Here is a 25814-nt window from a genome sequence, read left to right on the forward strand (position 1 = left end):
AGGCCGGGTAAGGCGAAGCCGCCACCCGGCAAAACAGCGCTACTGATTCTCTATCAACAGCGCTTCCAGCAGGTCCAGATCGTGCAGCAGCTTTTGCAGCGTTTCGTTGCTGATCTGCCGCGTGGCGCGCAGGTGATACAGCTCGGCACGCTCGGAGCGCAGCGCCGCCAGGCGGAACCGGCGCTCCAGGTTCTCCTCCTGCAGCGAGCTTTCCACGTCGTTACGCCCGTCCGCGCGGCGGCGCAGGTTACCAATCACGCGGGAACTGACTTCCGTCAGCAGCTGGTTATCGATGTTCTCTTCCGCATCCGCGGCCAGACGCTCTTCCATTTTCTGGATGGCGACAATTGCCACTTCGGCGGTAGCCGCCCGCGCAATACGCTCTTCTTTATGCTGCTGGGTCGAATCACCGGCATCAATATGCTGGAGTAAAATCGGCAGCATAATCACGCCGACAAACAGGGAGAACAGAATCACGCCCGCCGCCAGGAAGACCAGCTCGTAGCGCGCCGGGAAGACGTCGCCCGTAGGCAGCAGCAGCGGAATGGAGAGCACACCGGCAAGGGTGATCGCCCCGCGTACGCCCGCAAATGAGGCGATCAGCAGCTCACGCGTTGTCCACGAGCCGAACTCCATCGGCTTTTTCTTCAGGAAACGTACGCTGAAGTTTTTCATCGTCCACAGCCAACCGAAACGCACCAGCATCAGCGCCAGGTAGATCAGCACGATGTCGGTAAACAGCATCCAGACCTCAACGTTCGGGTCGGCTTCGGCCGCCACCAGCGAGGATTCCATAATGCCCGGCAGCTGCAGGCCCAACAGCAGGAACACCATGCCGTTAAACACGAATTCCAGCATGGCCCAGGTGCTGTTGGCACGCAGGCGCATGGCCAGCGGCGCGCGGCGCATTACGCCGGAGCGGGTGATGGTCATCCCTGCCGCCACCGCTGCCAGAATGCCCGACACGCCGATATGCTCGGCAATCAGATAGGAGGCAAACGGCAGAAGGAACAGCAGTACGATCTGCGTAGCGGGCTCATCGCCGCCCCAGCGGCTGAGGAAGCGCAATGAGCGGCCGTACAGCCAGCTCACCACGAAGCCTGCGAGAATACCGCCAATCGCCACCTTGAAGAATTCCAGCGTCGCGCCGCCGACGGTAAAGACCATCGTGCCCATCGCAACGGCCACGGCAAACTTCAGGGCGACCAGGCCGGAGGCGTCGTTCATCAGCGCCTCACCCTGTAAAATCCCCATGATTTTCTTCGGAATACGGCCTTCACCCACGATGCCGGACAGCGCCACGGCGTCGGTTGGCGACAGTACGGCGGCCAGCGCAAAGGCCGGTATTAATGGAATCCCCGGTACCGCCCAGTAGATCAGAAAACCAATCCCGACGACGGTGACCACCACCAGCGCCAGCGCCAGGCCGAAGATCTCGCGCCCGTGCTCAAGGAATTCGCGCGTAGGCGTTTTCCAGCCATCGGCAAACAGCAGCGGCGGGATAAACAGCACGAGGAACAGTTCGGGGTCAAATTCCACGTGCAGGCCAAACGTCGGCCACGCCAGCAGCGCGCCGATGGCAATTTGCATTAATGGCAGGGGGACCTGAAAGGGCAGTACGCGTGTAACCACCCCGGATAACGAGACCACAAGGGTCATGATGAGTATTGTGAAGAAGATTTCCATGCGTTCCCTGTTTGCTGTGTTGCTTATGTACTCCGGAAGGCGTCGTGCCTTTTATTCTATCTTCACCAGAGTAACGCAAAAGGCAACAGGATGAGTCCTGAAAATAAAAACGGGCGGCCTGAGCCACCCGTTTTCGCATCAAAGGACAACTTAGATTGCCCAGCCGCCCGCGTAGAACGCCACCAGCGCAACGGCGATAATCACGGTGCCGATGTTCAGCTTGCGCCATTCACCGGAAACCAGACGACCAATCACCAGCGACGCGAAGCCGATCATAATGCCCGTCACGATGTTACAGGTCAGCACGATGAAGACCGCGGTAATCAGGCCAGACATGGCGTCCACGAAATCTGCAAAGTCGATTTTCGCCACGTTGCTCAGCATCAGCAGGCCGACGTACATCAGCGCTGGCGCGGTCGCATACGCCGGAACCAGATAGGAGAGCGGAGAGAGGAACAGGATCAGCATGAACAGCACGCCGACGGTGATCGCCGTCAGGCCGGTTTTACCGCCTGCCGCCGTACCCGCTGCGGATTCGATGTACACCGCCGCAGGCGCCGCGCCCACCAGGCCAGAGAAGACGCTGCTCAGGGAGTCAGTGGTCAGCGCTTTGCCGCCATCAATAATCTGACCGTCTTTATCCAGCAGGTTCGCCTGACCGGCCACCGCGCGAATGGTACCGGTCGCGTCAAACACGGCGGTCATCACCAGCGCCAGCACGCTTGGCAGGATCACCGGGTTCAGCGCGCCAACGATATCCAGGCTGCCAATCAGGGAGTTGCCTTTGTCATCGCTCAGCGACGGCATGGCGAAGATACCGGAGAAGTGTACGGTTGGATCGAAAATCAGGCCGACAACGGAAACACCGATAATGGTCAGCAGAATGCCGCCCGGGACCTTCAGTTTTTCCAGACCGATAATCACCGCCAGACCGATCAGCGACATAATCACCGGGAAGCTGGCGAAATGGCCCAGCGCCACCGGCAGGCCGTCCAGCGGGTTCTTGATGACCAGACCAACGCCGTTGGCGGCGATCAGCAGCAGGAACAGGCCGATGCCGATACCGGTACCGTGCGCCACGCCCTGCGGCAGGTTGCGCAAAATCCAGCTCCGGATGCCGGTTGCGGAAATCACGGTAAACAGCACGCCCATCAGGAACACGGCCCCCAGCGCAATCGGTACGCTGATGTGCTGACCCAGCACCAGGCTAAACGCGGTGAAAGCGGTCAGAGAGATAGCGCAACCAATCGCCAGCGGCAGGTTCGCCCACAGGCCCATCACGATGGAGCCCACGCCGGCCACGAGGCAGGTCGCCACAAAGACGGCCGCTGGCGGGAAGCCCGCTTTGCCCAGCATGCCCGGCACAACGATGACGGAATAAACCATCGCCAGAAACGTTGTCAAACCGGCAACGATCTCCTGGCGCACGGTGCTGCCGCGAGCCGAAATTTTAAACATGGCGTCAAGTGAACCGCCAGTACGCGCAGATGGCGTAGACATAGAAAACATCCCCTGAGAGTTTTTTAGGAAGTCCGTAAGCGAGGTGGAGACGCCACTGCCAGCTGAACGTCAAATCCTTGTGTTGCGTTTGTGACGAAAGGGCGTCACAAAAAAAGCAAACGTTTAGCTCCGCGCTTACAAACGGGTGGTCAAATTAAGGCAAACGATTATCTAGCGTAATCCCCGCCCTTTTCAACTGAACTTTCTCGTTTTTCGCTAAAATTCACTTATGACGCTGAAGAAATAAACAGAGGATGCGCAAACGTTATCGTCTATGCGCAATTTGTTTACATTTCAATCCTCGCCCGGGATGGATAACGGACCCCCTTGCTCCAGGGTTCTTTGCCAGCCAGGGCTACTCTCAACTTTTGTCTTCCATGCCTGAATATGCGGCAGATTAGCGATACCGCCGCGCGCCAGCAGGGCAAAGATCGGAAAGCTCATCTGAATATCGGCCATGCTGAGCGAATCCCCGGCAAACCAGCTGTTTTCGGCAAGATGTGACTCAATAAAGCGCGCATGGGTTTCCAGCTGGCGGTTGAGATACGCTTTCTGCACCCCCTGCCCCAGCGCTTTGCCCAGGGTTCTGATACCAAACGGCACCGGCGGCTTGCCGAGACTGTTGAAGACCAGCTTCATTAACAGCAGCGGCATCAGGGATCCTTCGGCGTAATGCAGCCAGAAGCGGTATTGCACCTTATGCGCCGGATCTAAAGGCTTAAGCCGTGACTCGGGATCGTACGTTTCCTGGAGATACTCCAGAATGGCACCGGACTCGGCCAGGATCAGCCCATTGTCTTCGATGACTGGTGATTTGCCCAACGGATGCACCTTTTTGAGAGCCTCCGGTGCCAGCATGTTCTTTTCGCGCTGGTAGTGAACGATCTCATAAGACAGGTCGAGTTCTTCCAGCGCCCAAATCACCCGGTGCGAGCGCGACTGGTTAAGGTGGTGTACCGTGAGCATGGTTTTCTCCTGTTATTCATACTTTTTAACTATAGAAAATTGAACAACACCGCGAAAAAAATTCGTCGAAAAAACGCTCAGCAAGGCTGGCGAAAAAACGGGTCTTGCATAGAATTAAAGTGTCAGCACAATCCGGAACCTCACCAACCAGCTCGACACGAGGGGTACTGACGTCGGGGGAAACCCTCCCGTGAACCAGCGGGATAGAGTGAAAGACAAAGACCGGGAAAAACTAAAGCGCCCTTATGTGGCGCTTTAGTTCTTTATGTACTCGGGGGTTTTGCCGGGTGGCGGCTGCGCCTTACCCGGCCTACATTTTACGGTCTGGTAGGCCGGGTAAGCGAAGCGCCACCCGGCGAATGGGCTACACGCACGCTCAATCCTCTTCCAGCAGCCGCGCCCCCGTCCCCTGCTCGCCCAGCCTGTCGCCCGGGTTACGCAACGGACAATCGCTACGCGACAGGCAGCCGCAGCCGATACAGCCATCCAGCTCGTCACGCAGGGCGACCAGCGTATGAATACGCCTGTCCAGCTCTTCACGCCACTGGGACGACAGCTCTTTCCACTCTTTCGGGCTCAGCGTGTGACCTTCCGGCAGCACGCCAAACGCCTCGCCGATCGTGGCCAGGGGAATTCCGATTCGTTGCGCAATTTTGATAATCGCCACGTAGCGGAGCACGTCGCGGGTATAGCGACGCTGGTTGCCGCCGTTACGAATACTCTTGATTAACCCTTTGCTTTCATAGAAGTGGAGCGCCGATACCGCCACGCCGCTTCGCTTTGCCACTTCACCGGGGGTTAACAGCGCTTTAATTCGCGGCAATCTCTTTTCCATAAAACCTCTTTACCTCAAGTTAACTTGAGGAATTATACTCCCCCGCAGAGAAAACGACGAATTAACCGAGATAGTTGTATCTACAGAGGGGCAACCTTATGTCGCATCAGCAGATTATTCAGACACTTATTGAATGGATTGATGAACATATCGACCAACCGTTGAACATTGATGTGGTCGCTAAAAAGTCGGGCTATTCGAAATGGTATTTACAGAGAATGTTCCGCACGGTTATGCATCAGACGCTGGGTGAGTACATTCGCCAGCGCAGACTGCTGCTGGCGGCGCAGGCGCTACGCTCAACGCAGCGGCCCATTTTTGATATCGCGATGGATCTTGGCTATGTATCGCAACAAACCTTTTCCCGCGTGTTTCGCCGCGAGTTTGACCGCACGCCGAGCGACTATCGCCACCAGTTGAATTAATTACCCTCAGTGCAAAGGCTGCTGCTGCCAGGTCATAAATTCCTGGGGCGGCATCGCTTTCGCGAAGTGCCATCCCTGACAAAACTGCACGCCGCGCTTCAGCAGCCAGCTCACCTGCTCTGCCGTCTCTACCCCTTCCGCAATGGTTTTCAGCCGCAGGCTTTGCGCCATCTCGATAATATGCTCGGCGATCAGGTGGCTGGTGCTGTTGGTCGTTAGGGTATCGATAAACGATTTATCGATTTTCAGAATATCCACGTTCAGCGAGTAGAGGTTGTGCAGGTTCGAGTAGCCGGTGCCGAAATCATCGATCGCGACTTCATAACCCGCCTGACGGAAAGCCTGAATCACCGGCGTGGTTTTTGGCACATCGATAAAACCGCGTTCCGTCACTTCTATTTTGATTTGCTGCGCACGGACGGCGTAGTGGCGAGCCTTGTCGGAAATCATGGCGATCAGCCGCGAGGAGTGGAAATCCGTGGCCGACAGGTTAATCGAAATATAGAGATGCGGATGCTCGGCCAGGAAATGGCCCAGATCGTTGAACACCTCTTCAACGACATAGTCCGTAATCCGCTCGCTCATCCCCTCATTTTCCGCCAGCGGAATAAACTCCGCCGGGCTCATCACCTGCCCGTTAAAACCAGGCCAGCGTAACAACGCCTCCGCGCCCACGCACTGGTTGTTCTTGATATCAATAATCGGCTGATAGTGCACGCAAAGCTGTCGTTTGTTCAGCGCCCGGTGCAGCAAGCGCCCCGGCGAATTGAGCTCACGATGGGTGCGGGACCATACCAGCAAAATAATAATGCTGCAGATCATACCCAGCGGCAGCGTCAACGTCGCCTGGTGATAAAGCGTTTCATAAAAGCGTTTATTCGATGTCGACACAATGGCCGCAATAGGTCTTTTAGGGGATGTTACGATCGTATAAAAGCGGTTATCTTTTTGAAATACCGATTCCTTATCCCGAATCATCGAATTTAATAAAGAAACATTGGCTTTCTGGCTGACGGAAAAGAAAGCATTGGTTACCGTGTCGTACACGCCCCAGGAGAGAGAATGATCCGCAGACATGACTTCGCTGTATGAAAGCGGGTTGACGACCACCACATAATTTCCGCGCTGCATATATGTCATTTTATAGCCAGTATAAAATGGGGTATCGCGATAATAATAGATAGCGACGTCAGGTTTACGCGTGTAATTAGCGACAGGAATGGCGTAGGGGTGATCCGGTGTAAAAACGGTCGAACAAAGAAAATTCTGACCTTCAGCGTAAATTAAATCGGCGACAAACAGGCGGCCACGAACAACGTTCAGCATATATTGACGATGTCCCGGCGTGCAAAGCTCACCCTGATATTTTTCAGCCTCGTCACGGGCCAGCTCAACCTGTTGAATAACCAGTTCTGTTTTGTCTAAAGCCAGTTCAGCAAATGTCCTTAGCTGGGCGCTTGTTTCAGACACGGCTCGTAGCTGGGCAAACCATAGCGCAAGCATCACCGGCAGCATAACTACCATGATGATCCCTACTACCCTGAGCATTTTGCGCCGCGCGCTACGATTCATTTCCCGCCCTATATCCCTGCATGTTGTACGCCTGTAGTAATGAAGGCCGGATGCTTTGTTAAACAGGTGATTACGTTGCATGAATCATGCGAAGTTAGCAACTGACTTTTCGTATTAAAAATCTTAAATTTCGTTATGACGATAATATTTTCCCGTAAGTTAAACTGTAAGTATTCGTTCCGTTTCAATTAAGGAAAATAATTATCCAGCCCGCCGGGGCAGGCGGGAAGATAACACAACAGACGATCGCTGATTAAGCTAAACGTCTGACAGCATGAAAAAAGTACAACTTCATCATGACGTTTTATGCTATTTGCTCTGGGGTATTGTGCTCGTTGATTTATAAATAATCAGACTTCGCACATTATTTTCAGCTTCGGCTGAGAATAACGCCCCTCTTATAAAAACCGAATTTGCGGTATTCCCACCTGCCCGATGGGCTTTTCCGGCGCGTTGTGGGTCCATCCCCTCATGCGCCGAAGGCAGAACCAGCCTGCACAATCACCTTTTCCGAGGAATAAAATCCTCTTTTTTGATCGCATAGAGGCTGGCGAATAAATCAACAAACGTGATATAGTTCACACATATTTTGTAACGAGAAACACCGTTTCATTCAGTTCGTCTGTTTTGTAGAGGATGGGGTTTATGGCAACCATTACTACCAGCATGGTTCTCCTGCGCTGGCCTTTGTTGAGTGCGGTACTGATGTTTTTAGCCAGCACGCTGAACATTCAGTTTCGTAAATCTGACTATGCGGCTCTTGCTGTCATCAGCACACTGCTGGGGCTGGGTGCAGCCTGCTGGTTTGCAACGGGTCTGCTTGGCATCACCCTGCTGGATATTGCCGCCGTCTGGGAAAATATTAAAGTGGTGATGGTTGAGGCGATGAGCCACACGCCACCAGACTGGCCGATGGTGATTACCTGATCCCTTACGGAATAAAAAAACCCAGACCATGGTCTGGGTTTTTTGTTTTAAGCACTCGGAAATCAGAACGGAATGTCGTCGTCGAAATCCATTGGTGGTTCGTTAGACGGCGCCGGAGCAGACTGCTGCTGCGGACGTGACTGTGCGCCACCGCTGAACTGGTTGCCGCCCTGCGGCTGCTGAGGCTGACCCCAACCGCCCTGCTGCTGGCTCTGGCCGCCACCTGCCGGTGCACCACCGCCCTGACGGCCACCCAGCATCTGCATGGTGCCGCCCACGTTAACCACAACTTCAGTGGTGTACTTCTCAGCACCGGACTGATCGGTCCATTTGCGGGTACGCAGCTGGCCTTCGATATAGACCTGAGAACCTTTACGCAGATACTCACCGGCCACTTCGGCCAGTTTGCCAAACAGCACTACGCGGTGCCATTCGGTCTGCTCTTTCATCTCACCGGTCGCTTTATCACGCCAGGATTCGGAAGTAGCCAGCGTAATGTTGGCAACTGCGCCACCACTCGGCATGTAGCGTACTTCCGGGTCCTGGCCCAGATTACCGACGAGAATCACCTTGTTTACGCCTCTGCTGGCCATGTTCGTGTCTCCTGAATACGTTTCTTAATAGTGTAAACGCGCGAGTGTACCATTTCCAGACGCCACTTTGATAGTTGCGTAGCATCTTCCAGAGTTCGCGCGCGAACACAACATTGTTACACAGCCAATCAGAAAATGCATTCCAATACTGTATATTCAAACAGGTCAAATTGTGTCATAATTAGCCGTTTCTGACAGCCGTTTGTCCTTCAAACAAATCAGGCAATCCGTGTTCCAACCGGGAAAGGTGAATGGATAAGATCGAAGTTCGGGGCGCCCGCACCCACAATCTCAAGAATATCAACCTCATAATCCCTCGCGACAAACTCATTGTCGTGACCGGGCTTTCGGGGTCTGGCAAATCCTCACTGGCTTTCGACACTTTGTATGCCGAAGGACAGCGTCGTTACGTTGAATCACTCTCTGCGTACGCGCGTCAGTTCCTGTCGCTGATGGAAAAACCGGATGTCGACCATATTGAAGGGTTGTCCCCTGCTATCTCTATTGAGCAGAAGTCCACCTCGCATAACCCGCGCTCAACGGTCGGTACCATTACCGAAATTCATGACTACCTGCGTCTGCTGTATGCCCGCGTGGGCGAGCCGCGCTGCCCGGACCACGACGTTCCGCTGGCGGCCCAGACCGTAAGCCAGATGGTGGATAACGTGCTGTCGCAGCCGGAAGGCAAACGCCTGATGCTGCTGGCGCCGATCATCAAAGAGCGAAAAGGCGAACACACCAAAACGCTGGAGAACCTGGCAAGCCAGGGCTATATCCGCGCCCGTATCGACGGCGAGGTGTGTGACCTGTCCGATCCGCCAAAGCTGGAGCTGCAGAAGAAGCACACCATCGAAGTGGTGATTGACCGCTTCAAGGTGCGTGACGATCTCGCCACGCGTCTGGCGGAATCCTTTGAAACGGCGCTGGAACTCTCTGGTGGCACGGCCGTGGTCTCCGACATGGATGACCCAAAAGCGGAAGAGCTGCTCTTCTCCGCCAACTTTGCCTGCCCGATTTGCGGCTACAGCATGCGCGAGCTGGAACCGCGCCTGTTCTCGTTCAACAACCCGGCGGGCGCGTGCCCGACGTGTGACGGCCTGGGCGTACAGCAGTATTTCGACCCGGACCGCGTGATCCAGAACCCGGAGCTGTCGCTGGCGGGCGGCGCCATTCGCGGCTGGGACAAACGTAACTTCTACTACTTCCAGATGCTGAAATCGCTGGCGGAGCACTACAAGTTCGACGTCGAAGCGCCGTGGGCGAGCCTGAGCCCGAACGTGCACAAAGTGATCCTGTTCGGTTCCGGCAAAGAGAACATCGAGTTCAAGTACATGAACGATCGCGGCGATACCTCCGTGCGTCGTCACCCGTTCGAAGGGGTGCTGCACAACATGGAGCGCCGCTACAAAGAGACCGAATCCAGCGCGGTGCGCGAGGAGCTGGCGAAGTTCATCAGCAACCGCTCCTGCGCCACCTGTGAGGGCACGCGTCTGCGTCGCGAAGCGCGCCACGTGTTTGTGGAAAACACCGCGCTGCCAACCATCTCAGACATGAGCATCGGCCACGCGATGGACTTCTTCAACAACCTGAAGCTCTCCGGCCAGCGCGCAAAAATTGCCGAAAAAGTGCTGAAAGAGATCGGCGATCGCCTGAAGTTCCTGGTGAACGTCGGCCTGAACTACCTGACGCTTTCCCGCTCGGCGGAAACGCTCTCCGGCGGTGAGGCCCAGCGTATCCGTCTGGCCAGCCAGATTGGCGCGGGCTTAGTCGGCGTGATGTACGTGCTTGATGAGCCGTCCATTGGCCTGCACCAGCGCGACAACGAGCGTCTGCTCGGGACGCTGGTTCACCTGCGCAACCTCGGCAACACGGTGATCGTGGTCGAGCACGACGAAGATGCGATCCGCGCGGCTGACCACGTCATCGACATTGGCCCAGGCGCTGGCGTACACGGCGGTCAGGTGGTCGCGGAAGGCACGCTGAAGGACATCATGGCGGTGCCCGAGTCGCTGACCGGCCAGTTCATGAGCGGCAAGCGCAAGATTGAAGTGCCGAAACAGCGCGTAGCGGCAGATCCGGAAAAAGTGCTGAAGCTGACCGGCGCGCGCGGCAACAACCTGAAAGACGTCACCCTGACGCTGCCGGTTGGCCTGTTTACCTGCATCACCGGCGTATCCGGTTCCGGTAAATCGACGCTGATCAACGATACGCTGTTCCCGATTGCGCAGACGGCGCTGAACGGCGCGACGCTGGCCGAGCCTGCTCCGTACCGCGACATTCAGGGGCTGGAGCATTTCGATAAGGTTATCGACATTGACCAGAGTCCGATTGGCCGTACCCCGCGCTCTAACCCGGCGACCTATACCGGCGTCTTCACGCCAGTACGTGAACTCTTCGCGGGCGTGCCGGAATCACGTTCACGCGGCTATACGCCAGGACGTTTCAGCTTTAACGTGCGCGGCGGCCGCTGCGAAGCGTGCCAGGGCGACGGTGTGATCAAGGTTGAGATGCACTTCCTGCCGGATATCTACGTGCCGTGCGACCAGTGCAAAGGCAAGCGCTATAACCGTGAAACGCTGGAGATTAAGTACAAAGGCAAGACCATCCACGAAGTGCTGGATATGACCATCGAAGAGGCGCGCGAGTTCTTTGACGCCGTCCCTGCGCTGGCGCGTAAGCTTCAGACGCTGATGGACGTGGGCCTGACCTATATTCGTCTGGGACAGTCCGCCACCACGCTGTCCGGCGGTGAAGCGCAGCGCGTGAAGCTGGCGCGTGAGCTGTCAAAACGCGGCACCGGTCAAACGCTCTATATTCTGGACGAGCCGACCACCGGCCTGCACTTTGCCGACATCCAGCAGCTGCTCGAGGTTCTGCATCAGCTCAGAGACCAGGGCAACACTATCGTGGTCATCGAACATAACCTGGACGTGATTAAAACCGCGGACTGGATTGTCGATCTCGGCCCGGAAGGCGGCAGCGGCGGCGGTGAAATTCTCGTCTCCGGTACGCCAGAGACCGTTGCAGAGTGCGAAGCCTCGCACACCGCGCGCTTCCTTAAACCGTTGCTGTAACTGTCACACGGAGAGTTGCTGTCGGGTGGTTTCCGGCAGCAGCTCAACCGCCTGCTGATAGGACGCGTCCACCAGGTAGTAAATCTGCGAGCCAGGAATCGATCCGTCCAGATAGACGGTGCTCCAGTGCGCCTTATTGAGGTGCTTGCTCGGCCTCACGTCATCATGCTGCTGGCGTAGCAAATCCGCCAGTTCAGGGCTGGTTTTCAGCGACGCCGCCGGGCGGCCTTCCACCTCTTTCACCATCGCAAACAGCACATCTCCCACCTTAATCTGCGTGGCTTTCCAGTCGCTGTGGACGCTCTGCTCCGCGCCGGGCTTGCTCATGCAGTACTGAAGTATCTCCGAAATTGTCATCTTTATTCCCCTTGTAGCGTGGCGATAATTTTACGCGAACCACCGTGAATGCGATGCTCTCCCAGCCAGATCCCCTGCCACGTTCCCAACATCAGCCGCCCGTTGTGAATCGGCAGCATCAACGATACGCCCAGCAAAGAGGATTTAATATGCGAAGGCATGTCGTCCGCCCCCTCATAGTCATGCTCATAAGGCGCGTTGTCCGGGACGCTCTTCAGAAAATGGTGCTCCATGTCGGACCGGACGGTGGGATCGCAATTTTCATTAAGCGTGAGAGAGGCGGACGTGTGCTGAAGCAGCAGATGCAGCAAACCCGTTCTGACGCGCGACAGGTCGCGGAGTTGCCCGATGACTTCATCCGTCACCAGGTGAAATCCGCGTGGTTTTGCGCTTAAGGTCAGGGTCTGTTGGTACCACATGTGCTGCTCCGTGATGAAAGATGAATCTTTCTAAGTGTGCAGCAAGAAGACGAAAGGTAAAACCCGCAGCAGCGAGATTTGATTAAAAAAGAGTCAAACCCGCTGCCGGGTACTTAATACTCCGAATTGACGATCACCTCTTCGCCAAACTTTCCGGCCATCGGCAGCGGTCGATACGTGGAGTTAGAGGCACGTAACACCCTGATCCCTCTGGCACCCACGTCATGCGCGGCGGTGATGTCGTTATCTGAATCGCCGTAGAATACTTTGATATTTTTCTTTTCCAGCCACTGGGTTTTGGTGTTTTGCCCTTCTTTGTCACCGGCAAAAATTACCGGATTCATGCTAGTCGCCGGGATCTGGAAATCATCCTGCAGCGTTTTAGAGACGGTTTCCGTTTTGGTCTGGCTGCGGCCGGTCACAAAATAAATGCTGTCACCGCGCTTCACGTGCATGGCAATAAGCGCACGGGCAACCTCTTTCGGGATGCTGAATTCGTCCCAGCCGTTATTCATTTTTTCCCAGAATTCCGGGTTCTTCAGATACGCTTCGCTGTCTGGTGAATACGTTTTCTTACCGCGCCAGAAGCCGGGGCTTGAGAACAGCACGGTATCGTCAATGTCAAAACCTACGGCCATTGGCGCACGGCCCATCAGGCTATTTTCGATTTGGGCCACGGAAACCCAGTGAATGGGCGCCTGCTCGGCAAGAATGGCGGCGGTGGTGCCGGTATAAAGCGGCGTCGGGGCAGAAGCTCGAGCGACGACGGCGCTATTAAGCGAGAACAATAAGCAGGCGGCGCTGAGCGCCAGTGTGATCTTGCGCATATTTTCCCCTGAATATTCAGTTTGTTATCGTTTTAATTTGAGCGGATGGTCAAAAAACTATCCGACCATAACCCCAGCGGGAGGTGAAGGAAAGGAGTTTTTGCTTATGAAGCTGAATAAAAAGAAGACGATCACAAAAGGCCGGGCAACCTTTTTGTGCGGCCTGATGCCCTCACCCCGGCCCTCTCCCACGGGGAGAGGGCGGTTGGTAAGTACTTACATCACAGCAGCAAACGCCTGCGCCACGCGATGAACGTTGCTGGCATTCAGACCCGCCACGCACATACGGCCGCTGGCGATCAGGTAGACGCCGAACTCTTCGCGCAGGCGATCGACCTGTGCCGCACTCAGTCCGGTATAGCTGAACATCCCGCGCTGCTTGAGCAGATAGTCGAAATTATGTCCCGGCACGGCCTCTTTCAGGACGTTAACCAGCTCCTGACGCATCGTCTGAATGCGCTGGCGCATGGCTTCCACTTCCGCAAGCCAGGACGCTTTCAGATTTTCGTCACCGAGCACCGTCGCCACCACCTGCGCACCAAAGTTCGGCGGGCTGGAGTAAATGCGGCGCACCGTCGCCTTAAGCTGGCCGAGCACGCGACCTGCCGCTTCGGCGTCTTCACACACCACGGAAAGACCGCCAACGCGTTCACCGTACAGGGAGAAGATTTTAGAGAAGGAGTTGCTGACCAGCGCTGGCAGCCCGGCGCTGGCAACGGCGCGAATGGCGTATGCATCTTCTTCCATGCCCGCGCCAAAGCCCTGGTAGGCAATGTCGAGGAACGGGATCAGGTTGCGGGCCTTCAGAACTTCAATCACCGCATCCCACTGGGCATTGGTGAGATCCGCACCGGTCGGGTTATGGCAGCATGGATGCAGCAGTACAATACTGCGCTCCGGCAGGGTGTTCAGTTTTTCCAGCAGCGCTTCAACGCGCACGCCATTAGTTTCGCTGTCAAACCACGGATAGGTCGCCACTTTGAAGCCTGCGCCCTCGAAGATCGCAACGTGGTTTTCCCACGTCGGGTCACTCACCCACACGCCTGAATCCGGGAAGTATTTTTTCAGGAAGTCTGCACCCACTTTCAGCGCACCCGAGCCGCCCAGCGTCTGGATGGTCGCCACGCGTTTTTGCGCGAGCACCGCGTGATCGGCACCAAACAGCAGCGGCGCAATGGTGCTGCGATAGGCATTTAACCCTTCCATCGGCAGATAGAGCGACGCGCCGTGTGGAACAGCGTTCAGACGCGCTTCAGCTTCGGCTACGGCCTGCAGCTGAGGAATAAAACCCTCGTGGTTGTAATACAAACCGATGCTCAGGTTCACTTTGTCGCTGCGAGGATCTTCTTTGAAACGCTCCATTAAGGAGAGGATAGGGTCGCCGGCATAGGCGTCAACTTTCTGAAACACGCGATGAGTCTCCGGAATTCGATGAGGCAGGGATTTCAACAATAAACCGGAATATCACACAACACCACCCCTTAAGATTATCCTGCGATCGGCATAGGTTTTTTGCGTCCTCTCGCCATGCCATTTACCCAATATTTTCCCCTTCTCGCTTTCCGTAATGTGGCTCCTGCGCAACCGCGCATTCACTGATTCAAGGAGTTCACATCATGGATTCACAATTTATTGGTTCAGTTATTAACGCCCTGCCGCTGGAGCATATGATCGGCGGTCCGCTGCAGGCGATGATCAAAGCACAGGTCCAGGCGAGCAAGGCCTATACCGACTTCCTGCTCTCCGTCTGTATTAAAGACGGCAAAGCTGTCGCGATCGAATTCGACTACGACGAAACCGTGGTTGACGAACAGGGGGTCAATAAAGGCAGCGTGACCCGTAAGATGAGCATTCCGCTCCTGGCGGCTGTCACCCACCCCATCATCTGCATCGAGGACGGCACCATCGACTTTGAGCTGGAAGTGAGCCAGAGCGAAGCCAGCTCCAGCAGCACCGAAGCGGAAGCCTCCGTGGAAGCGTCCGTCGGCTGGGGCGTATTCAAAGCGAAAATGACCGGCAAGGTCTCACATAAATCGGAGCAGACCCGTTCGACCGATACACGCGCTAAATACTCCATCCATACCCAGATTAAACGCCAGGAGCCACCTGAAGCTCTGCAGCGCGTAATTGATTACCTGACCAACGCCAAAACCAAGCCTGTCGCCGCGCAATAATCTCCCACGCCGCGACATACGTGCGATTCCGTAACGCAGGGGCTACCCGGGTAGCCCTTTTTTCAGGAGCGAAATATGTCTTTTAAAAAATGGCTGCGCGGCGGCAAGGATGAAGCGCCGGAAAACAGGGCGGACAAAGGGGATGAAGGCACGCCGCCGGTACAGGAAAACACGCCTCCAGCGCCTCCAGCCGATATTCCCGGCGTACCGATCTCGCTTGAAGATATTACGCGAGGGATGCAGTACGCGGCCACTGCGGCCAACGAACTGATTGCTCAGCAGTATATGAAGGCGCTGGATCCTTTTTTCGAGCCCGCAGAAGACGGTTCGTTGATTCCGCGCACGGTACAGCTGGCACTGGACGAAAAGCACTACTTTGACCTGCCCTTAGTCGCACTTTCGACACCGCGCGGGCTGATGCTGGAAAAGATGAAGGTCAACCTGACGATCCGCACGGAAGGCATGCAGGCACCTTCCCGCCAATCCGGTGAAAACGAATTTGGCCGCTTTCACGTCAGCCTTTCGCCTTCCAGCGATAACAAAGGCGGGCGTGATAGCCGCCACGTCGATGTGGAGATGCAATTTACCGCGCTTGAGCCGCCGGAGAGCGTCATGCGTTTGATTGACGAATACACCAACAAGGTGATTCCCCGCCCGAAAGCAGAGGAGACTTCGTAATGCAAAAACAACCAGAACGTACAGGTGATAAGGGCATTCAGCTTATTTGCCAGTTCGAAGGGCTGAAGCTGGAGCGTTATCGCGATGCCGTAGGTTTGTGGACCATCGGCTACGGCCATTTGATCCTCAAAGAGGAGATGGAAAAGTTCACCAAAATTACCACCGGTGAAGCCAAAGATCTGCTGCGCAAAGATCTGAAACGCACCGAGGAGGGCGTGAAAAAACTGCTGAGCAGCGCTTCGACACAGAACCAATTCGACGCGCTGGTTTCATTCGCCTTCAACCTTGGCGTGGGCAATTTAAAGAAATCAACGCTGCTCAAAAAATTCAACGCAGGCGATATCCAGGGCGCCGCACTGCAGTTCAAAAGCTGGAATAAAGCAGGCGGTAAGGTTTTGACCGGTCTAACCCGACGCCGCGAAGCAGAAATGAAGCTATTTCTCAGTTAACTCAACAGGAAAAACACAATGAAACCACTATCCATAGTCAAAATAGCGATGCTGTCTGTTTCATTATTTACCGTTTTACAGGCAACCGCCGCCACGCCAACCTGCGAAGATGAAATAAAGGAAGCCAACGCCTTTTTATCTTCTCAGGGTATGCCGCCCGTCAATAACGTGACCGATCTGGCGACAACGCTTCGTAATATAAAAAATTTTGGGCGTCTGCCCGACCGCTATATCACCTCCGAGGAAGCCAAACGCCTCGGCTGGTCGGGTAGTGAAAGCGAATCGCTTTGGGGGGTGAAACTCACCCATCAAAAATGGATCGGTGGCGATAAGTACAGCCGTAGCGATCTTCCTGCCAGTCAGCCCTGGCTTAGCGCGGATGTCGATGTCGTGAAAGGATATCGTTCTCCTAAGCGCTTGATTTACAGCCTGTCAGGGCAACAGCGTTTTATTACAACCGATAAGTACCAGCATATTGTTGAGCTGGATCCCTGCCAATAATAAGCGCCCGTTACGATAATAAATCCCCTTTTCCAGGGGGATTTATCCTTGCAGAGGATGAACGTATGTCTGACATCTATCTCCCGACTCTCATCAGTGAAGCCTTGCTGGCTTTTTCAGGTTTATTTGGCGGCGTCAGTATCTCGTTTTTCTGGCAACCGCAGCGATTGCACCAGCACAGCCGATTTATGGCAGGCATTATTTTTGGCGGAATCAGCATGGGCGCGGCCGTCGCATTAGGTGGATTATCAGCCCGCTGGTTAAAGATAGACCTCAATCAGGCCGATATCACGCTTGGTTTAGGGTATATCCTCGGTGCAATGAGTAATGGCCTGATCGTCTGGCTGGCAAACTTTTTCCGCCGGCATGAACAGCGCGATATTTTTGATGTTGCAAGCGTCATCAAAAGTAAAGTCAGACATGAGTCACTTTCTCCGCCTGATTTAACCCACAACAAACCCGATGGAGAATAAATGCTTAACATGATGAATGGCTGGGTGCTCCCCTTTATTATCTTCGTCGACCTGGTTACATCGCTGCTGATTTTGTTTGCCGCCTATAGTCGACGAGTCCATGCCCTGCCGGTAATGTGTAAAATCGGCTTAGCCGCCCTTGCCTTTGGTTTTTTTGGTGAGAGCAGCTTAAACATGAAATTTATTCTTACCGGCGCTGATATACTGAGTGACAGCTTTCCGTTCTGGCTATTGCAGGACTTCGGAACGCTGGTAGTGGTGATATATTATTTTAAATCTCAGTACCGTTAAAAAAACAAAGCGCAACAGAAGTCTGCTGTTGCGCTTTTCTCTTAACGCGTTTTGACTGCAGCCCTTCGTTTTGCTGAAAATTGCCTAATTAGCCATATATTTAAAATAGAGCATTGCGGCCTGAGTCCGATTGTTGACCTGTAATCGGTGAAAGATGGATTCCAGATGCACTTTGACCGTACCTGCACTGATATTCAATTGCCTGCTGATCTGCTTATTTGTTCCTCCATTAGCCAGCAGCTTGAGAACCTCCTTCTGCCGACGACTCAGGGAGTGGATCGGCAAACCGCCAGTGGGTTGTTCTCGCTGGACCACTGCTTGTTCCGGAAAGCAGACCACCCCCGAGGAGACCATGCTAAGTATCTGGCTGATTTTTTCGGCGGGTAGATCCTTGGTAAAAATACCCTTAATGCTTTGGCGGATGTAGAAGTTGAATATCTTATCCGTCGCTTTTCGTAACATTACCACGATCGGTAGCTCAGGCCAGTTTGTCATCAAACTAGTGATAAAATCACGGCACTTCATTTCACCATCCAGCAAAATAATGCTGACCGGTATAGCGGTTAAAATTGCGTGTGCATCCTCAAAATTGTTCGCTGCAAAAACAGTGCATTCCGGCATTACGCGTTCCAGCTCTGTTTTCATACCGTGAATGAAGATCGGTAATTCATCGATCATTAATATATTCATCGTAGCATAACCCCGTGTGAAATCTATTTTCTTAGATTATTCAACCTACTTATTCCGAAATTAAGTATGCGTGCTATTGCAAAACTGTAAAAACAGCATTCGGCATAAGGCGAATGTCATATACCCTAAGCAAAAAGTTAAGCAGTACTACACATTAAACATAGCTATGTTTAATTAAGAACGATCTTATCGTTATCAAAAATAGCCTGGGCTCAATAGCATATTCCCCGAAATATTGCTGACACGTATTATTTAACTGCACGCGTGTCATCCACCTACATATTAATATTTCAATGAGGTCATTTATGACAATACTAACAGTGTATTTCTGTGGTACTGGATCTAATAAATTTGATGAGTCTCATGCTAATTACTGGAACGGCGAACTCATCTCTTCTCTGGCTGCCAATAACAAGGGTAAAGAGTTCGCCGAATGGGTCATTCTTGATGGCCCGGGAAGCGGCAATCTACAAAGCGATGAGCTTTGGGTCAAAAGCGGAGAATATTCTCAGCTTCGCGCCCAGCTTCTGGGCAGCGGCTGGAATGAGAATGTTCAGCACGCGATCAATATTATCAAAGGCCACGTTGACTGGCAGCGTGAGAAGCTCACAAAAGAAAACTACGAGCAGCTCAAAAAGGCGGGCGTGCCGATTCAGGACGTTGAGGTTACCGGTTCTTTTTGGTGGCGTAAATATGACTATGGCGATCGTAAAGTGACCCAGCAGGCGCTGCAGCAGCAAATCATCAAAACCTTCCGTCAGGGGCAGATCCTGCCCACTCAGGTGAATCTTGTTGGGTGGAGCCGGGGAGGAATTAGCTGCCATATGCTTGCCAATGCAATGCTGGCCGATCCCCTTTTAACGACGATCCCGGTGAATATTTTTGCGGTCGATCCGGTCCCGGGCATGGGTAATTTCCAGACGGAAAAAGTCACTCTGGGTAGCAACGTTAAGGAGTATGTGGCTTTCTACGCCAGACATGAGCGGTCAAAAGGTTTCTCGTGCGTCATTCCACAGACCGATAGCGCAACAAAAGTACATATTTACCCCATGTCTGGCCGCCACGCTACGCTGGTGGGGAATGCTTCGGCCAATGGGAATAGCGGGGAAAAAGTAGTCCATGAACCCGGCACAATAGTGCGCCATTTCGCCGAAGTCTGCCTGCAAAGATGGGGCGTCACGCTGGATAAAAAGCTCAATCTGGATGGGGTGCAGCTGCTGGAATTGCATCAGACCATTCAGCGTAACGCTCCGCTATTCGCCGAGATGCAGAAAACGGTGTACACCATTTCGGAAAACGATGGAGGGGAACGCTATGTCTCGCTGGGCAGCACTGGAAAACGGTTCTCGTCCATCCAGGGTTCCCGCTTCAGTCCGGAGTCAGGGCTAGCGTCGGATTATTTGACTAATCAGGCGATCTATAACGTGTTGAAATAAGCGTTACGCGTCCAACGGCAGCTTATGCCGTTGGACTACTCTATGCGAGTCTCAATCAATGTACTTCATCGCTACCCTTGAAGTCAGGCGCGTGATAAGTTCGTAAGCACTTACTTTCGTGATTTCAGCAATGCGTTCAACGGGCAGGCCCTCACCCCACATCACGACATCGTCGCCTGGCTTATCCTGGGCTTCAGGCCCCAGATCGACACAAATCATGTCCATCGCCACGCGGCCAACAATCTTCACCTCGCGACCGTTGACCAGAACCGGCGTACCCGACGGTGCGGCACGCGGATATCCGTCACCATAGCCCATCGCCACCACGCCAAGACGGGTGTCACGCTCGCTGGACCAGGTACCGCCGTAGCCCACCGGCTCACCCGCTTTATGGTCACGCACGGCAATCAGGTTAGAGACCAGCGACATGACCGGCAGGAAGCCAAAGTCCGGCCCCCAGGGTTTGTTCTCCAGCGGCGACACGCCGTAGAGAATGATGCCCGGTCGCGCCCAGTCGAAATGCGACTGCGGCCACAGCAGAATACCGCCGGATGCCGCAATCGAGCGCATCCCCGGCTTGCCTTCGCAGAAGGTATTAAAGATATCCAGCTGCCGCTCGGTCGCACCGCACTCGGGCTCATCGGCGCGGGCGAAGTGGCTAACGATATTCACCGGCTGGCGCACGTTTTTGCACCGGCATAAACGCTGATAAAACGCTTCCGCGCTCTCCGGACGCACGCCCAGACGGTGCATGCCCGTGTCGAGCTTCATCCATACGGTCACCGGCTCGCTCAGCTCGGCGGTTTCGAGTGCGGCGAGCTGTTCTTCGTTATGCACTGCCGTGTGAAGATGCTGGTCAGCGATGGTCGGCAAATCTGTGGCTTCGAAAAAGCCTTCGAGGAGCAAAATGGGTTGAGTAATGCCGCCCGCGCGCAGGCGGAGGGCTTCTTCAAGACGGGCGACGCCAAAGGCATCGGCATCGGGGAGCGTTCGCGCGGTCTCCAGAAGACCGTGTCCGTAAGCGTTCGCTTTCACGACTGCAACGAGCTTGCTGGCGGGTGCCAGTTCACGCAGACGTTGCAGGTTGTGTCGCAGAGCGCGGCGGTTAATAACAACAGTTGCCGCTTGCATTTGAATTCCTTAGAAATTACTCATCATCATATTGAGGACCGGCATAGTTGTCGAAACGCGACCACTGTCCGTTAAAGGTCAGGCGCACCGTCCCGATCGGGCCGTTACGTTGTTTACCAATAATAATCTCGGCGATCCCTTTCAGGTCGCTGTTCTCGTGATAAACCTCATCACGGTAGATAAACATGATTAAGTCGGCATCCTGCTCGATGGAGCCGGACTCACGCAGGTCGGAGTTGACCGGGCGTTTGTCGGCACGTTGTTCCAGGGAGCGGTTCAGCTGCGACAGCGCCACCACCGGCACGTGCAGCTCTTTGGCCAGCGCCTTGAGCGAGCGGGAAATCTCCGCAATTTCCAGCGTACGGTTGTCGGAGAGCGACGGGACGCGCATAAGCTGTAAGTAGTCGATCATGATAAGACCGATGCCGCCGTGTTCACGGGCGATACGGCGCGCGCGGGAACGAACCTCCGTCGGCGTCAGGCCGGAGGAGTCATCAATATAGATGTTACGTTTTTCCAGCAGAATGCCCATGGTGCCGGAGATGCGCGCCCAGTCTTCATCGTCGAGCTGGCCGGTACGAATGCGGGTCTGATCCACGCGCGACAGCGACGCCAGAGAACGCATCATAATCTGCTCGGAGGGCATCTCAAGACTGAAGATAAGCACCGGCTTATCCTGCAACATTGCCGCGTTTTCGACGAGGTTCATCGCAAATGTGGTTTTACCCATCGACGGACGCGCGGCGACGATGATCAAATCCGACGGCTGCAGGCCGGCGGTTTTCTTGTTCAAATCGTCATAGCCTGTGTTCACGCCGGTGACGCCATCGTGCGGCTGCTGGAACAGCTGTTCGATACGGGCCACGGTGGCGTCGAGGACATCGGCAATGTTTTTTGGGCCTTCGTCTTTATTGGCGCGGCTTTCGGCGATTTTAAAGACGCGAGACTCAGCAAGGTCGAGCAGGTCTTCACTGGTGCGACCCTGCGGATCAAAACCGGCTTCGGCGATCTCGTTCGCCACCGAGATCATCTCGCGAACGACGGCACGTTCGCGCACGATATCGGCATAAGCGCTGATGTTCGCCGCACTAGGCGTGTTTTTTGACAGTTCCGCAAGATAGGCAAACCCACCGCAGCTGTCGAGTTGCCCAAGACGCTCCAGCGATTCCGCGAGCGTGATCAGGTCGATCGGGCTGCCCGACTCCTGCAGACGCGCCATTTCGGTAAAGATATGGCGGTGAGGGCGGGTGTAGAAATCTTCCGCCACGACGCGCTCGGCGACGTCGTCCCAGCGTTCGTTATCCAGCATTAAACCGCCCAACACCGACTGTTCCGCTTCAATCGAGTGCGGCGGGACTTTTAACCCTGCGACCTGGAAATCACGCTCGCGAGGTTCAGTCTGTTTGTTGAAGGGTTTGTTTCCTGCCATAGTGAATGGAGTTACCGAGATAAAGAGTGGGTCGAAAGATTACCATATTTTTCTTACGGAGGGAGCATGGCAACGCGCATTGAATTCCAGAAACACGGTGGGCCAGACGTACTGAAAGCGGTGGAGTTCACCCCTGCCGCGCCTGGCGAAAACGAAGTGCAGGTTGAAAACAAAGCCATCGGCATAAACTACATCGACACCTATATTCGCGGCGGTCTCTACCCGCCTCCGTCAATGCCGAGCGGCCTGGGCACCGAGGCAGCCGGTGTCGTCGTCAAAGTGGGCAGCGCGGTCAAGCATATTAAAGAGGGCGACCGCGTGGTGTACGCGCAGTCTGCGCTGGGCGCTTACAGCTCCGTCCACAACGTTCCGGCGGATAAAGCCGCCCTGCTGCCTAACGCCATCTCCTTTGAGCAGGCGGCAGCCTCGTTCCTGAAAGGTTTGACGGTTTACTACCTGCTGCGCAAAACCTATGAAATTAAACCCGACGAGCAGTTCCTGTTTCATGCCGCAGCGGGTGGCGTCGGGCTCATCGCCTGTCAGTGGGCAAAAGCACTGGGCGCGAAGCTGATCGGCACCGTCGGAAATGCACAAAAAGCGCAGCGCGCGCTGCAGGCGGGCGCCTGGCAGGTGATTAACTACCGTGAAGAGAGCATTGTTGAGCGGCTGAAGGAGATCACAAGCGGCAAAAAAGTGCGCGTGGTGTATGACTCGGTAGGGAAAGACACCTGGGAAGCGTCGCTTGACTGCCTGCAGCGTCGCGGTCTGATGGTAAGCTTCGGGAATGCGTCAGGCGCGGTGACCGGCGTTAACCTGGGCATTCTGAACCAGAAAGGTTCTCTGTACGTGACTCGCCCTTCCCTGCAAGGATACATCACCAACCGGGAAGAACTTGAGGAAGCCAGCAACGAGCTGTTCTCGCTAATCGCCAGCGGCGTCATCAAAGTGGATGTGGCAGAGGCGCAGAAATTCGCGCTGACCGATGCGCAGCGCGCGCATGAGGTGCTGGAGAGTCGGGCGACGCAGGGGTCGAGCTTGTTGATTCCCTGAGCCCCAAAAAGAAATTGGGCTTCCCGTGGGAAGCCCTTTCTTTTTTTAGTTCGGCTGTATGTAGGGTACAGCTCGATGAATTCTTTAGCGGCAGTCATAGTGACAGATTCGATAAGTAAATCCTATTCTGTTCTAAGCCCTGCCGCCGGAAAAGTTACAAGTATGTGACGAACCCCTCAATACCTTAGTAACGGAAGCGGTTATTGCGCTGATAACTGGGCACTTTTGGCGCTTTAATCGCCCGAATCACCCACACGACCGCAATGGCCAGCAGTAGCCACGGCAACAGTTTGATCGTCAGGGCAAACAATCCACCAATAAACATGACCACCGTCGCCACCACGATAGCCGCCAGAATGCCGAGCAGCGAAACGCCTGTCGCTAACAGCATGACAAAAAATCCAATCACAAAAAGTAGTTCCAGCATGGTGCTCTCCCACGAGTTCCCGAGTAATGCAGTAGGCATTACAAGAATCATGCCAGTATTAACCTGTTGTAATTAAAGAAAAACGCCCCGCGAGCGTTCGCAGGGCGTGGTGAATTTGACGAACTTTTAGCGAAAGTTATCGCTTGACTGCAACCAGTCGCAGCGCATGTTCCAGCACCTCGATATCTGCACCGGCTTTATGCGCATTCTCGCTCAGGTAGCGACGCCACTGACGCGCGCCCGGAATACCCTGGAACAGGCCAAGCATATGGCGGGTGATATGACCCAGATAGGTGCCATTGCTCAGCTCGCGCTCAATGTAAGGGTACATCGCACGCACGACGGCAACCGGATCGGTGTCTGCGCCTTCGATGCCAAAGATTTCGCGATCGACCGTCGCCAGAATGCCCGGGTTCTGATACGCCTCGCGGCCGACCATCACGCCATCCATATGTTCCAGATGCGCTTTGGCCTCTTCCAGCGACTTGATGCCGCCGTTAATGGACATCGTCAGGTGCGGGAAGTCACGCTTCAGCTGATACACGCGCGGATAGTCCAGCGGCGGGATCTCACGGTTCTCTTTCGGGCTGAGGCCGGAGAGCCAGGCTTTTCGCGCGTGGATGATGAACATCTCGCACTCGCCTTTCCCGGATACCGTATTGATGAAGTCGCACAGGAATTCGTAGCTGTCCTGGTCGTCAATGCCGATACGGGTTTTGACCGTGACCGGAATGGAGACCACATCGCGCATCGCCTTGATACAGTCCGCTACCAGCTGCGCGTTCCCCATCAAACATGCGCCAAACATGCCGTTTTGCACGCGGTCGGACGGGCAGCCAACGTTAAGGTTGATCTCGTCGTAGCCGCGCGCTTCTGCCAGCTTTGCGCACTGCGCCAGCGCGGCCGGATCGCTGCCGCCCAGCTGCAGGGCAACCGGATGCTCTTCTTCGCTGTAGGCCAGATAGTCGCCCTTCCCGTGAATGATTGCGCCCGTGGTCACCATTTCGGTGTACAGCAGCGTATGGCGGGAGAGCTGCCGCAGGAAATAGCGGCAGTGTCTGTCCGTCCAGTCGAGCATCGGCGCAATGGAGAAACGGTGTGCAGGGAAAGCGGTCTGTAATTCTGACAACATGGCGAAGTTTTAAGCATCTGGTGGAAAAGGGGCGCTACTATAGCACAGGCTCAAAAAGGATACGATCCGGCTTGATATGATATCAAAAAATGATATCATTTATTTCTACTTGGCGGAGAGAAAAATCAAAATGGAATCTATTAAAAATGAAAACATTGAACGCCCGCCACCAAAAAACATTGCAGTTGATTTTCTCTATGCCTACACCCAGTTCTCTGGAATGGCGCAGGATTGAAGCGCTTTTTATCGCATTGGGTGCGAAAGCCTCAGAAGGCAACGGCTCAAGGGTAAGATTCGAAATCAATGGAGTTGTGGCTTCGTTTCATCGTCCTCATCCGGATAAAGAAGCGAAGGTTTATCAGGTTCGCGACGCAATGGCTTTTCTCATCGCAACAGGGGTATCTCCATGATTAACACTATGACTTATAAAGGCTATGCCGCAAAAATAGATTACAGCGACGAAGATTTATGCTTCGTTGGGCATGTTGCTGGCATAAGAGATGTTATCGGTTTTCATGCTGATAACGTCGCTGCCCTGCGTAAAGCGTTTGAAGAAGCAGTTGATGATTATCTGGCATATTGTGCTGAGCAGGGCCGAGAGCCTCTGCGACCAGCTAGCGGAAAAATCAGTTTGCGCATCTCGCCAGAAGTCCATTCAGCGATCAACATTGCCGCTGAAGTTTCAGGTAAAAGCGTGAATCAATGGATCAACGATACGCTGGCTAAAGCAGCACACGGATAAGTGTAAAGGGCACCAGCAAGGGTGCCCTTT

The 25814-nt window shown here is 54.5% G+C and carries 28 protein-coding genes; 13 read left to right on the plus strand and 15 right to left on the minus strand.

Going from position 1 to position 25814, the window contains the following annotated elements:
• Nucleotides 1–39 precede the first annotated feature (39 nt).
• The 4 genes from KIF87_RS16585 to soxR all read right to left on the minus strand — a co-directional run bounded on the left by KIF87_RS16585 (nucleotide 40) and on the right by soxR (nucleotide 4987).
• The gene (locus KIF87_RS16585) at nucleotides 40–1686 is read right to left on the minus strand and encodes a Na+/H+ antiporter (RefSeq protein WP_024906728.1); all 1647 of its coding nucleotides are present in this window, start codon (nucleotides 1684–1686) and stop codon (nucleotides 40–42) included.
• Between the two features lie 150 nt (nucleotides 1687–1836).
• Complete coding sequence (ghxP, locus tag KIF87_RS16590; RefSeq protein WP_213329644.1) at nucleotides 1837–3186, minus strand: guanine/hypoxanthine transporter GhxP; 1350 nt, start codon at nucleotides 3184–3186, stop codon at nucleotides 1837–1839.
• A 294-nt stretch (nucleotides 3187–3480) separates the two neighbouring features.
• A complete protein-coding gene (locus KIF87_RS16595) occupies nucleotides 3481–4152 on the minus strand; it encodes a glutathione S-transferase family protein (protein WP_213329647.1) in 672 nt (223 codons plus the stop codon).
• Between the two features lie 376 nt (nucleotides 4153–4528).
• Nucleotides 4529–4987, minus strand: coding sequence for a redox-sensitive transcriptional activator SoxR (soxR, locus tag KIF87_RS16600; RefSeq protein ID WP_023331806.1), 459 nt, complete (start codon nucleotides 4985–4987; stop codon nucleotides 4529–4531).
• A gap of 98 nt (nucleotides 4988–5085) precedes the next feature.
• Between soxR and soxS the strand changes: the two genes are divergently transcribed.
• Nucleotides 5086–5412, plus strand: coding sequence for a superoxide response transcriptional regulator SoxS (soxS, locus tag KIF87_RS16605; protein ID WP_013095071.1), 327 nt, complete (start codon nucleotides 5086–5088; stop codon nucleotides 5410–5412).
• 6 nt (nucleotides 5413–5418) lie between these two features.
• Here soxS and pdeC read toward each other — a convergent pair whose 3' ends face one another.
• Nucleotides 5419–6984, minus strand: coding sequence for a cyclic di-3',5'-guanosine monophosphate phosphodiesterase PdeC (pdeC, locus tag KIF87_RS16610; protein ID WP_111964200.1), 1566 nt, complete (start codon nucleotides 6982–6984; stop codon nucleotides 5419–5421).
• Nucleotides 6985–7629: 645 nt separating this feature from the next.
• Here pdeC and KIF87_RS16615 point away from each other — a divergent pair.
• Nucleotides 7630–7911 carry a YjcB family protein gene (locus KIF87_RS16615; RefSeq protein WP_193941017.1) on the plus strand — a complete coding sequence of 94 codons (282 nt, stop codon included), beginning with the start codon at nucleotides 7630–7632 and terminating at the stop codon, nucleotides 7909–7911.
• A gap of 62 nt (nucleotides 7912–7973) precedes the next feature.
• Here KIF87_RS16615 and ssb1 read toward each other — a convergent pair whose 3' ends face one another.
• On the minus strand, nucleotides 7974–8504 hold the full coding sequence (gene ssb1, locus KIF87_RS16620; RefSeq protein ID WP_023310055.1) for a single-stranded DNA-binding protein SSB1: 531 nt from the start codon (nucleotides 8502–8504) through the stop codon (nucleotides 7974–7976).
• A gap of 251 nt (nucleotides 8505–8755) precedes the next feature.
• Here ssb1 and uvrA point away from each other — a divergent pair, with 251 nt between their 5' ends.
• Entirely contained in the window at nucleotides 8756–11578 is a 2823-nt protein-coding gene (gene uvrA, locus KIF87_RS16625) for an excinuclease ABC subunit UvrA (RefSeq protein ID WP_108418088.1), read from the plus strand.
• A gap of 3 nt (nucleotides 11579–11581) precedes the next feature.
• On the opposite strand, the gene KIF87_RS16630 is transcribed toward uvrA, so the two are convergent.
• From KIF87_RS16630 to tyrB, 4 genes are all read right to left on the minus strand, one after another.
• Nucleotides 11582–11935, minus strand: a complete 354-nt coding sequence (locus KIF87_RS16630) for an MmcQ/YjbR family DNA-binding protein (protein WP_023310053.1) — start codon at nucleotides 11933–11935, stop codon at nucleotides 11582–11584.
• 2 nt (nucleotides 11936–11937) lie between these two features.
• On the minus strand, nucleotides 11938–12354 hold the full coding sequence (locus KIF87_RS16635) for a secondary thiamine-phosphate synthase enzyme YjbQ (protein WP_213329650.1): 417 nt from the start codon (nucleotides 12352–12354) through the stop codon (nucleotides 11938–11940).
• A 113-nt stretch (nucleotides 12355–12467) separates the two neighbouring features.
• Nucleotides 12468–13181 (minus strand): acid phosphatase AphA, encoded by a 714-nt coding sequence (gene aphA, locus KIF87_RS16640; protein WP_059347291.1) that lies wholly within the window; start codon nucleotides 13179–13181, stop codon nucleotides 12468–12470.
• Nucleotides 13182–13397: 216 nt separating this feature from the next.
• Nucleotides 13398–14591 carry an aromatic amino acid transaminase gene (tyrB, locus tag KIF87_RS16645; protein WP_213329654.1) on the minus strand — a complete coding sequence of 398 codons (1194 nt, stop codon included), beginning with the start codon at nucleotides 14589–14591 and terminating at the stop codon, nucleotides 13398–13400.
• Nucleotides 14592–14797: 206 nt separating this feature from the next.
• On the opposite strand from tyrB, the gene KIF87_RS16650 reads away from it, so the two are divergent.
• The 6 genes from KIF87_RS16650 to KIF87_RS16675 all read left to right on the plus strand — a co-directional run bounded on the left by KIF87_RS16650 (nucleotide 14798) and on the right by KIF87_RS16675 (nucleotide 17747).
• The gene (locus tag KIF87_RS16650) at nucleotides 14798–15355 is read left to right on the plus strand and encodes a DUF2589 domain-containing protein (RefSeq protein WP_023334176.1); all 558 of its coding nucleotides are present in this window, start codon (nucleotides 14798–14800) and stop codon (nucleotides 15353–15355) included.
• A gap of 75 nt (nucleotides 15356–15430) precedes the next feature.
• A complete protein-coding gene (locus tag KIF87_RS16655; RefSeq protein WP_213329656.1) occupies nucleotides 15431–16033 on the plus strand; it encodes a DUF2589 domain-containing protein in 603 nt (200 codons plus the stop codon).
• Nucleotides 16033–16482, plus strand: coding sequence for a lysozyme (locus KIF87_RS16660; protein WP_213329659.1), 450 nt, complete (start codon nucleotides 16033–16035; stop codon nucleotides 16480–16482). The genes KIF87_RS16655 and KIF87_RS16660 overlap by 1 nt, the downstream gene beginning before the upstream one ends.
• Nucleotides 16483–16500: 18 nt before the next feature.
• Nucleotides 16501–16983 (plus strand): ribonuclease domain-containing protein, encoded by a 483-nt coding sequence (locus KIF87_RS16665; protein WP_213329662.1) that lies wholly within the window; start codon nucleotides 16501–16503, stop codon nucleotides 16981–16983.
• Between the two features lie 65 nt (nucleotides 16984–17048).
• Nucleotides 17049–17456, plus strand: coding sequence for a hypothetical protein (locus tag KIF87_RS16670; RefSeq protein WP_023334172.1), 408 nt, complete (start codon nucleotides 17049–17051; stop codon nucleotides 17454–17456).
• Entirely contained in the window at nucleotides 17457–17747 is a 291-nt protein-coding gene (locus KIF87_RS16675; protein WP_213329665.1) for a hypothetical protein, read from the plus strand.
• A gap of 84 nt (nucleotides 17748–17831) precedes the next feature.
• Here the strand turns inward: KIF87_RS16675 and KIF87_RS16680 are convergent, their stop codons facing one another.
• On the minus strand, nucleotides 17832–18425 hold the full coding sequence (locus KIF87_RS16680) for a response regulator transcription factor (protein ID WP_249665945.1): 594 nt from the start codon (nucleotides 18423–18425) through the stop codon (nucleotides 17832–17834).
• 317 nt (nucleotides 18426–18742) lie between these two features.
• Here KIF87_RS16680 and KIF87_RS16685 point away from each other — a divergent pair, with 317 nt between their 5' ends.
• Entirely contained in the window at nucleotides 18743–19873 is a 1131-nt protein-coding gene (locus KIF87_RS16685) for an ENY2 family protein (protein WP_213329671.1), read from the plus strand.
• Between the two features lie 51 nt (nucleotides 19874–19924).
• On the opposite strand, the gene alr is transcribed toward KIF87_RS16685, so the two are convergent.
• Both alr and dnaB read right to left on the minus strand, forming a co-directional pair.
• Nucleotides 19925–21004 (minus strand): alanine racemase, encoded by a 1080-nt coding sequence (alr, locus tag KIF87_RS16690; RefSeq protein ID WP_213329674.1) that lies wholly within the window; start codon nucleotides 21002–21004, stop codon nucleotides 19925–19927.
• Nucleotides 21005–21020: 16 nt separating this feature from the next.
• Nucleotides 21021–22433, minus strand: coding sequence for a replicative DNA helicase (dnaB, locus tag KIF87_RS16695; RefSeq protein WP_023310046.1), 1413 nt, complete (start codon nucleotides 22431–22433; stop codon nucleotides 21021–21023).
• Nucleotides 22434–22499: 66 nt separating this feature from the next.
• On the opposite strand from dnaB, the gene KIF87_RS16700 reads away from it, so the two are divergent.
• A complete protein-coding gene (locus tag KIF87_RS16700) occupies nucleotides 22500–23483 on the plus strand; it encodes a quinone oxidoreductase (protein ID WP_121932734.1) in 984 nt (327 codons plus the stop codon).
• 184 nt (nucleotides 23484–23667) lie between these two features.
• Here the strand turns inward: KIF87_RS16700 and pspG are convergent, their stop codons facing one another.
• Together pspG and dusA are read right to left on the minus strand one after the other, a co-directional pair.
• Nucleotides 23668–23910: an envelope stress response protein PspG gene (gene pspG / locus KIF87_RS16705; protein ID WP_023310044.1), complete on the minus strand. Its 243-nt coding sequence runs from the start codon at nucleotides 23908–23910 to the stop codon at nucleotides 23668–23670.
• Nucleotides 23911–24046: 136 nt separating this feature from the next.
• Nucleotides 24047–25042, minus strand: coding sequence for a tRNA dihydrouridine(20/20a) synthase DusA (gene dusA / locus KIF87_RS16710; RefSeq protein WP_213329677.1), 996 nt, complete (start codon nucleotides 25040–25042; stop codon nucleotides 24047–24049).
• A 146-nt stretch (nucleotides 25043–25188) separates the two neighbouring features.
• On the opposite strand from dusA, the gene KIF87_RS16715 reads away from it, so the two are divergent.
• Together KIF87_RS16715 and KIF87_RS16720 are read left to right on the plus strand one after the other, a co-directional pair.
• Complete coding sequence (locus KIF87_RS16715) at nucleotides 25189–25452, plus strand: type II toxin-antitoxin system HicA family toxin (protein WP_193941028.1); 264 nt, start codon at nucleotides 25189–25191, stop codon at nucleotides 25450–25452.
• The gene (locus KIF87_RS16720; RefSeq protein WP_201268153.1) at nucleotides 25449–25784 is read left to right on the plus strand and encodes a type II toxin-antitoxin system HicB family antitoxin; all 336 of its coding nucleotides are present in this window, start codon (nucleotides 25449–25451) and stop codon (nucleotides 25782–25784) included. The genes KIF87_RS16715 and KIF87_RS16720 overlap by 4 nt, the downstream gene beginning before the upstream one ends.
• Nucleotides 25785–25814: the final 30 nt, after the last annotated feature.

The organism is Enterobacter sp. 120016, from assembly GCF_018383635.1.
Lineage (GTDB): Bacteria > Pseudomonadota > Gammaproteobacteria > Enterobacterales > Enterobacteriaceae > Enterobacter > Enterobacter asburiae_D.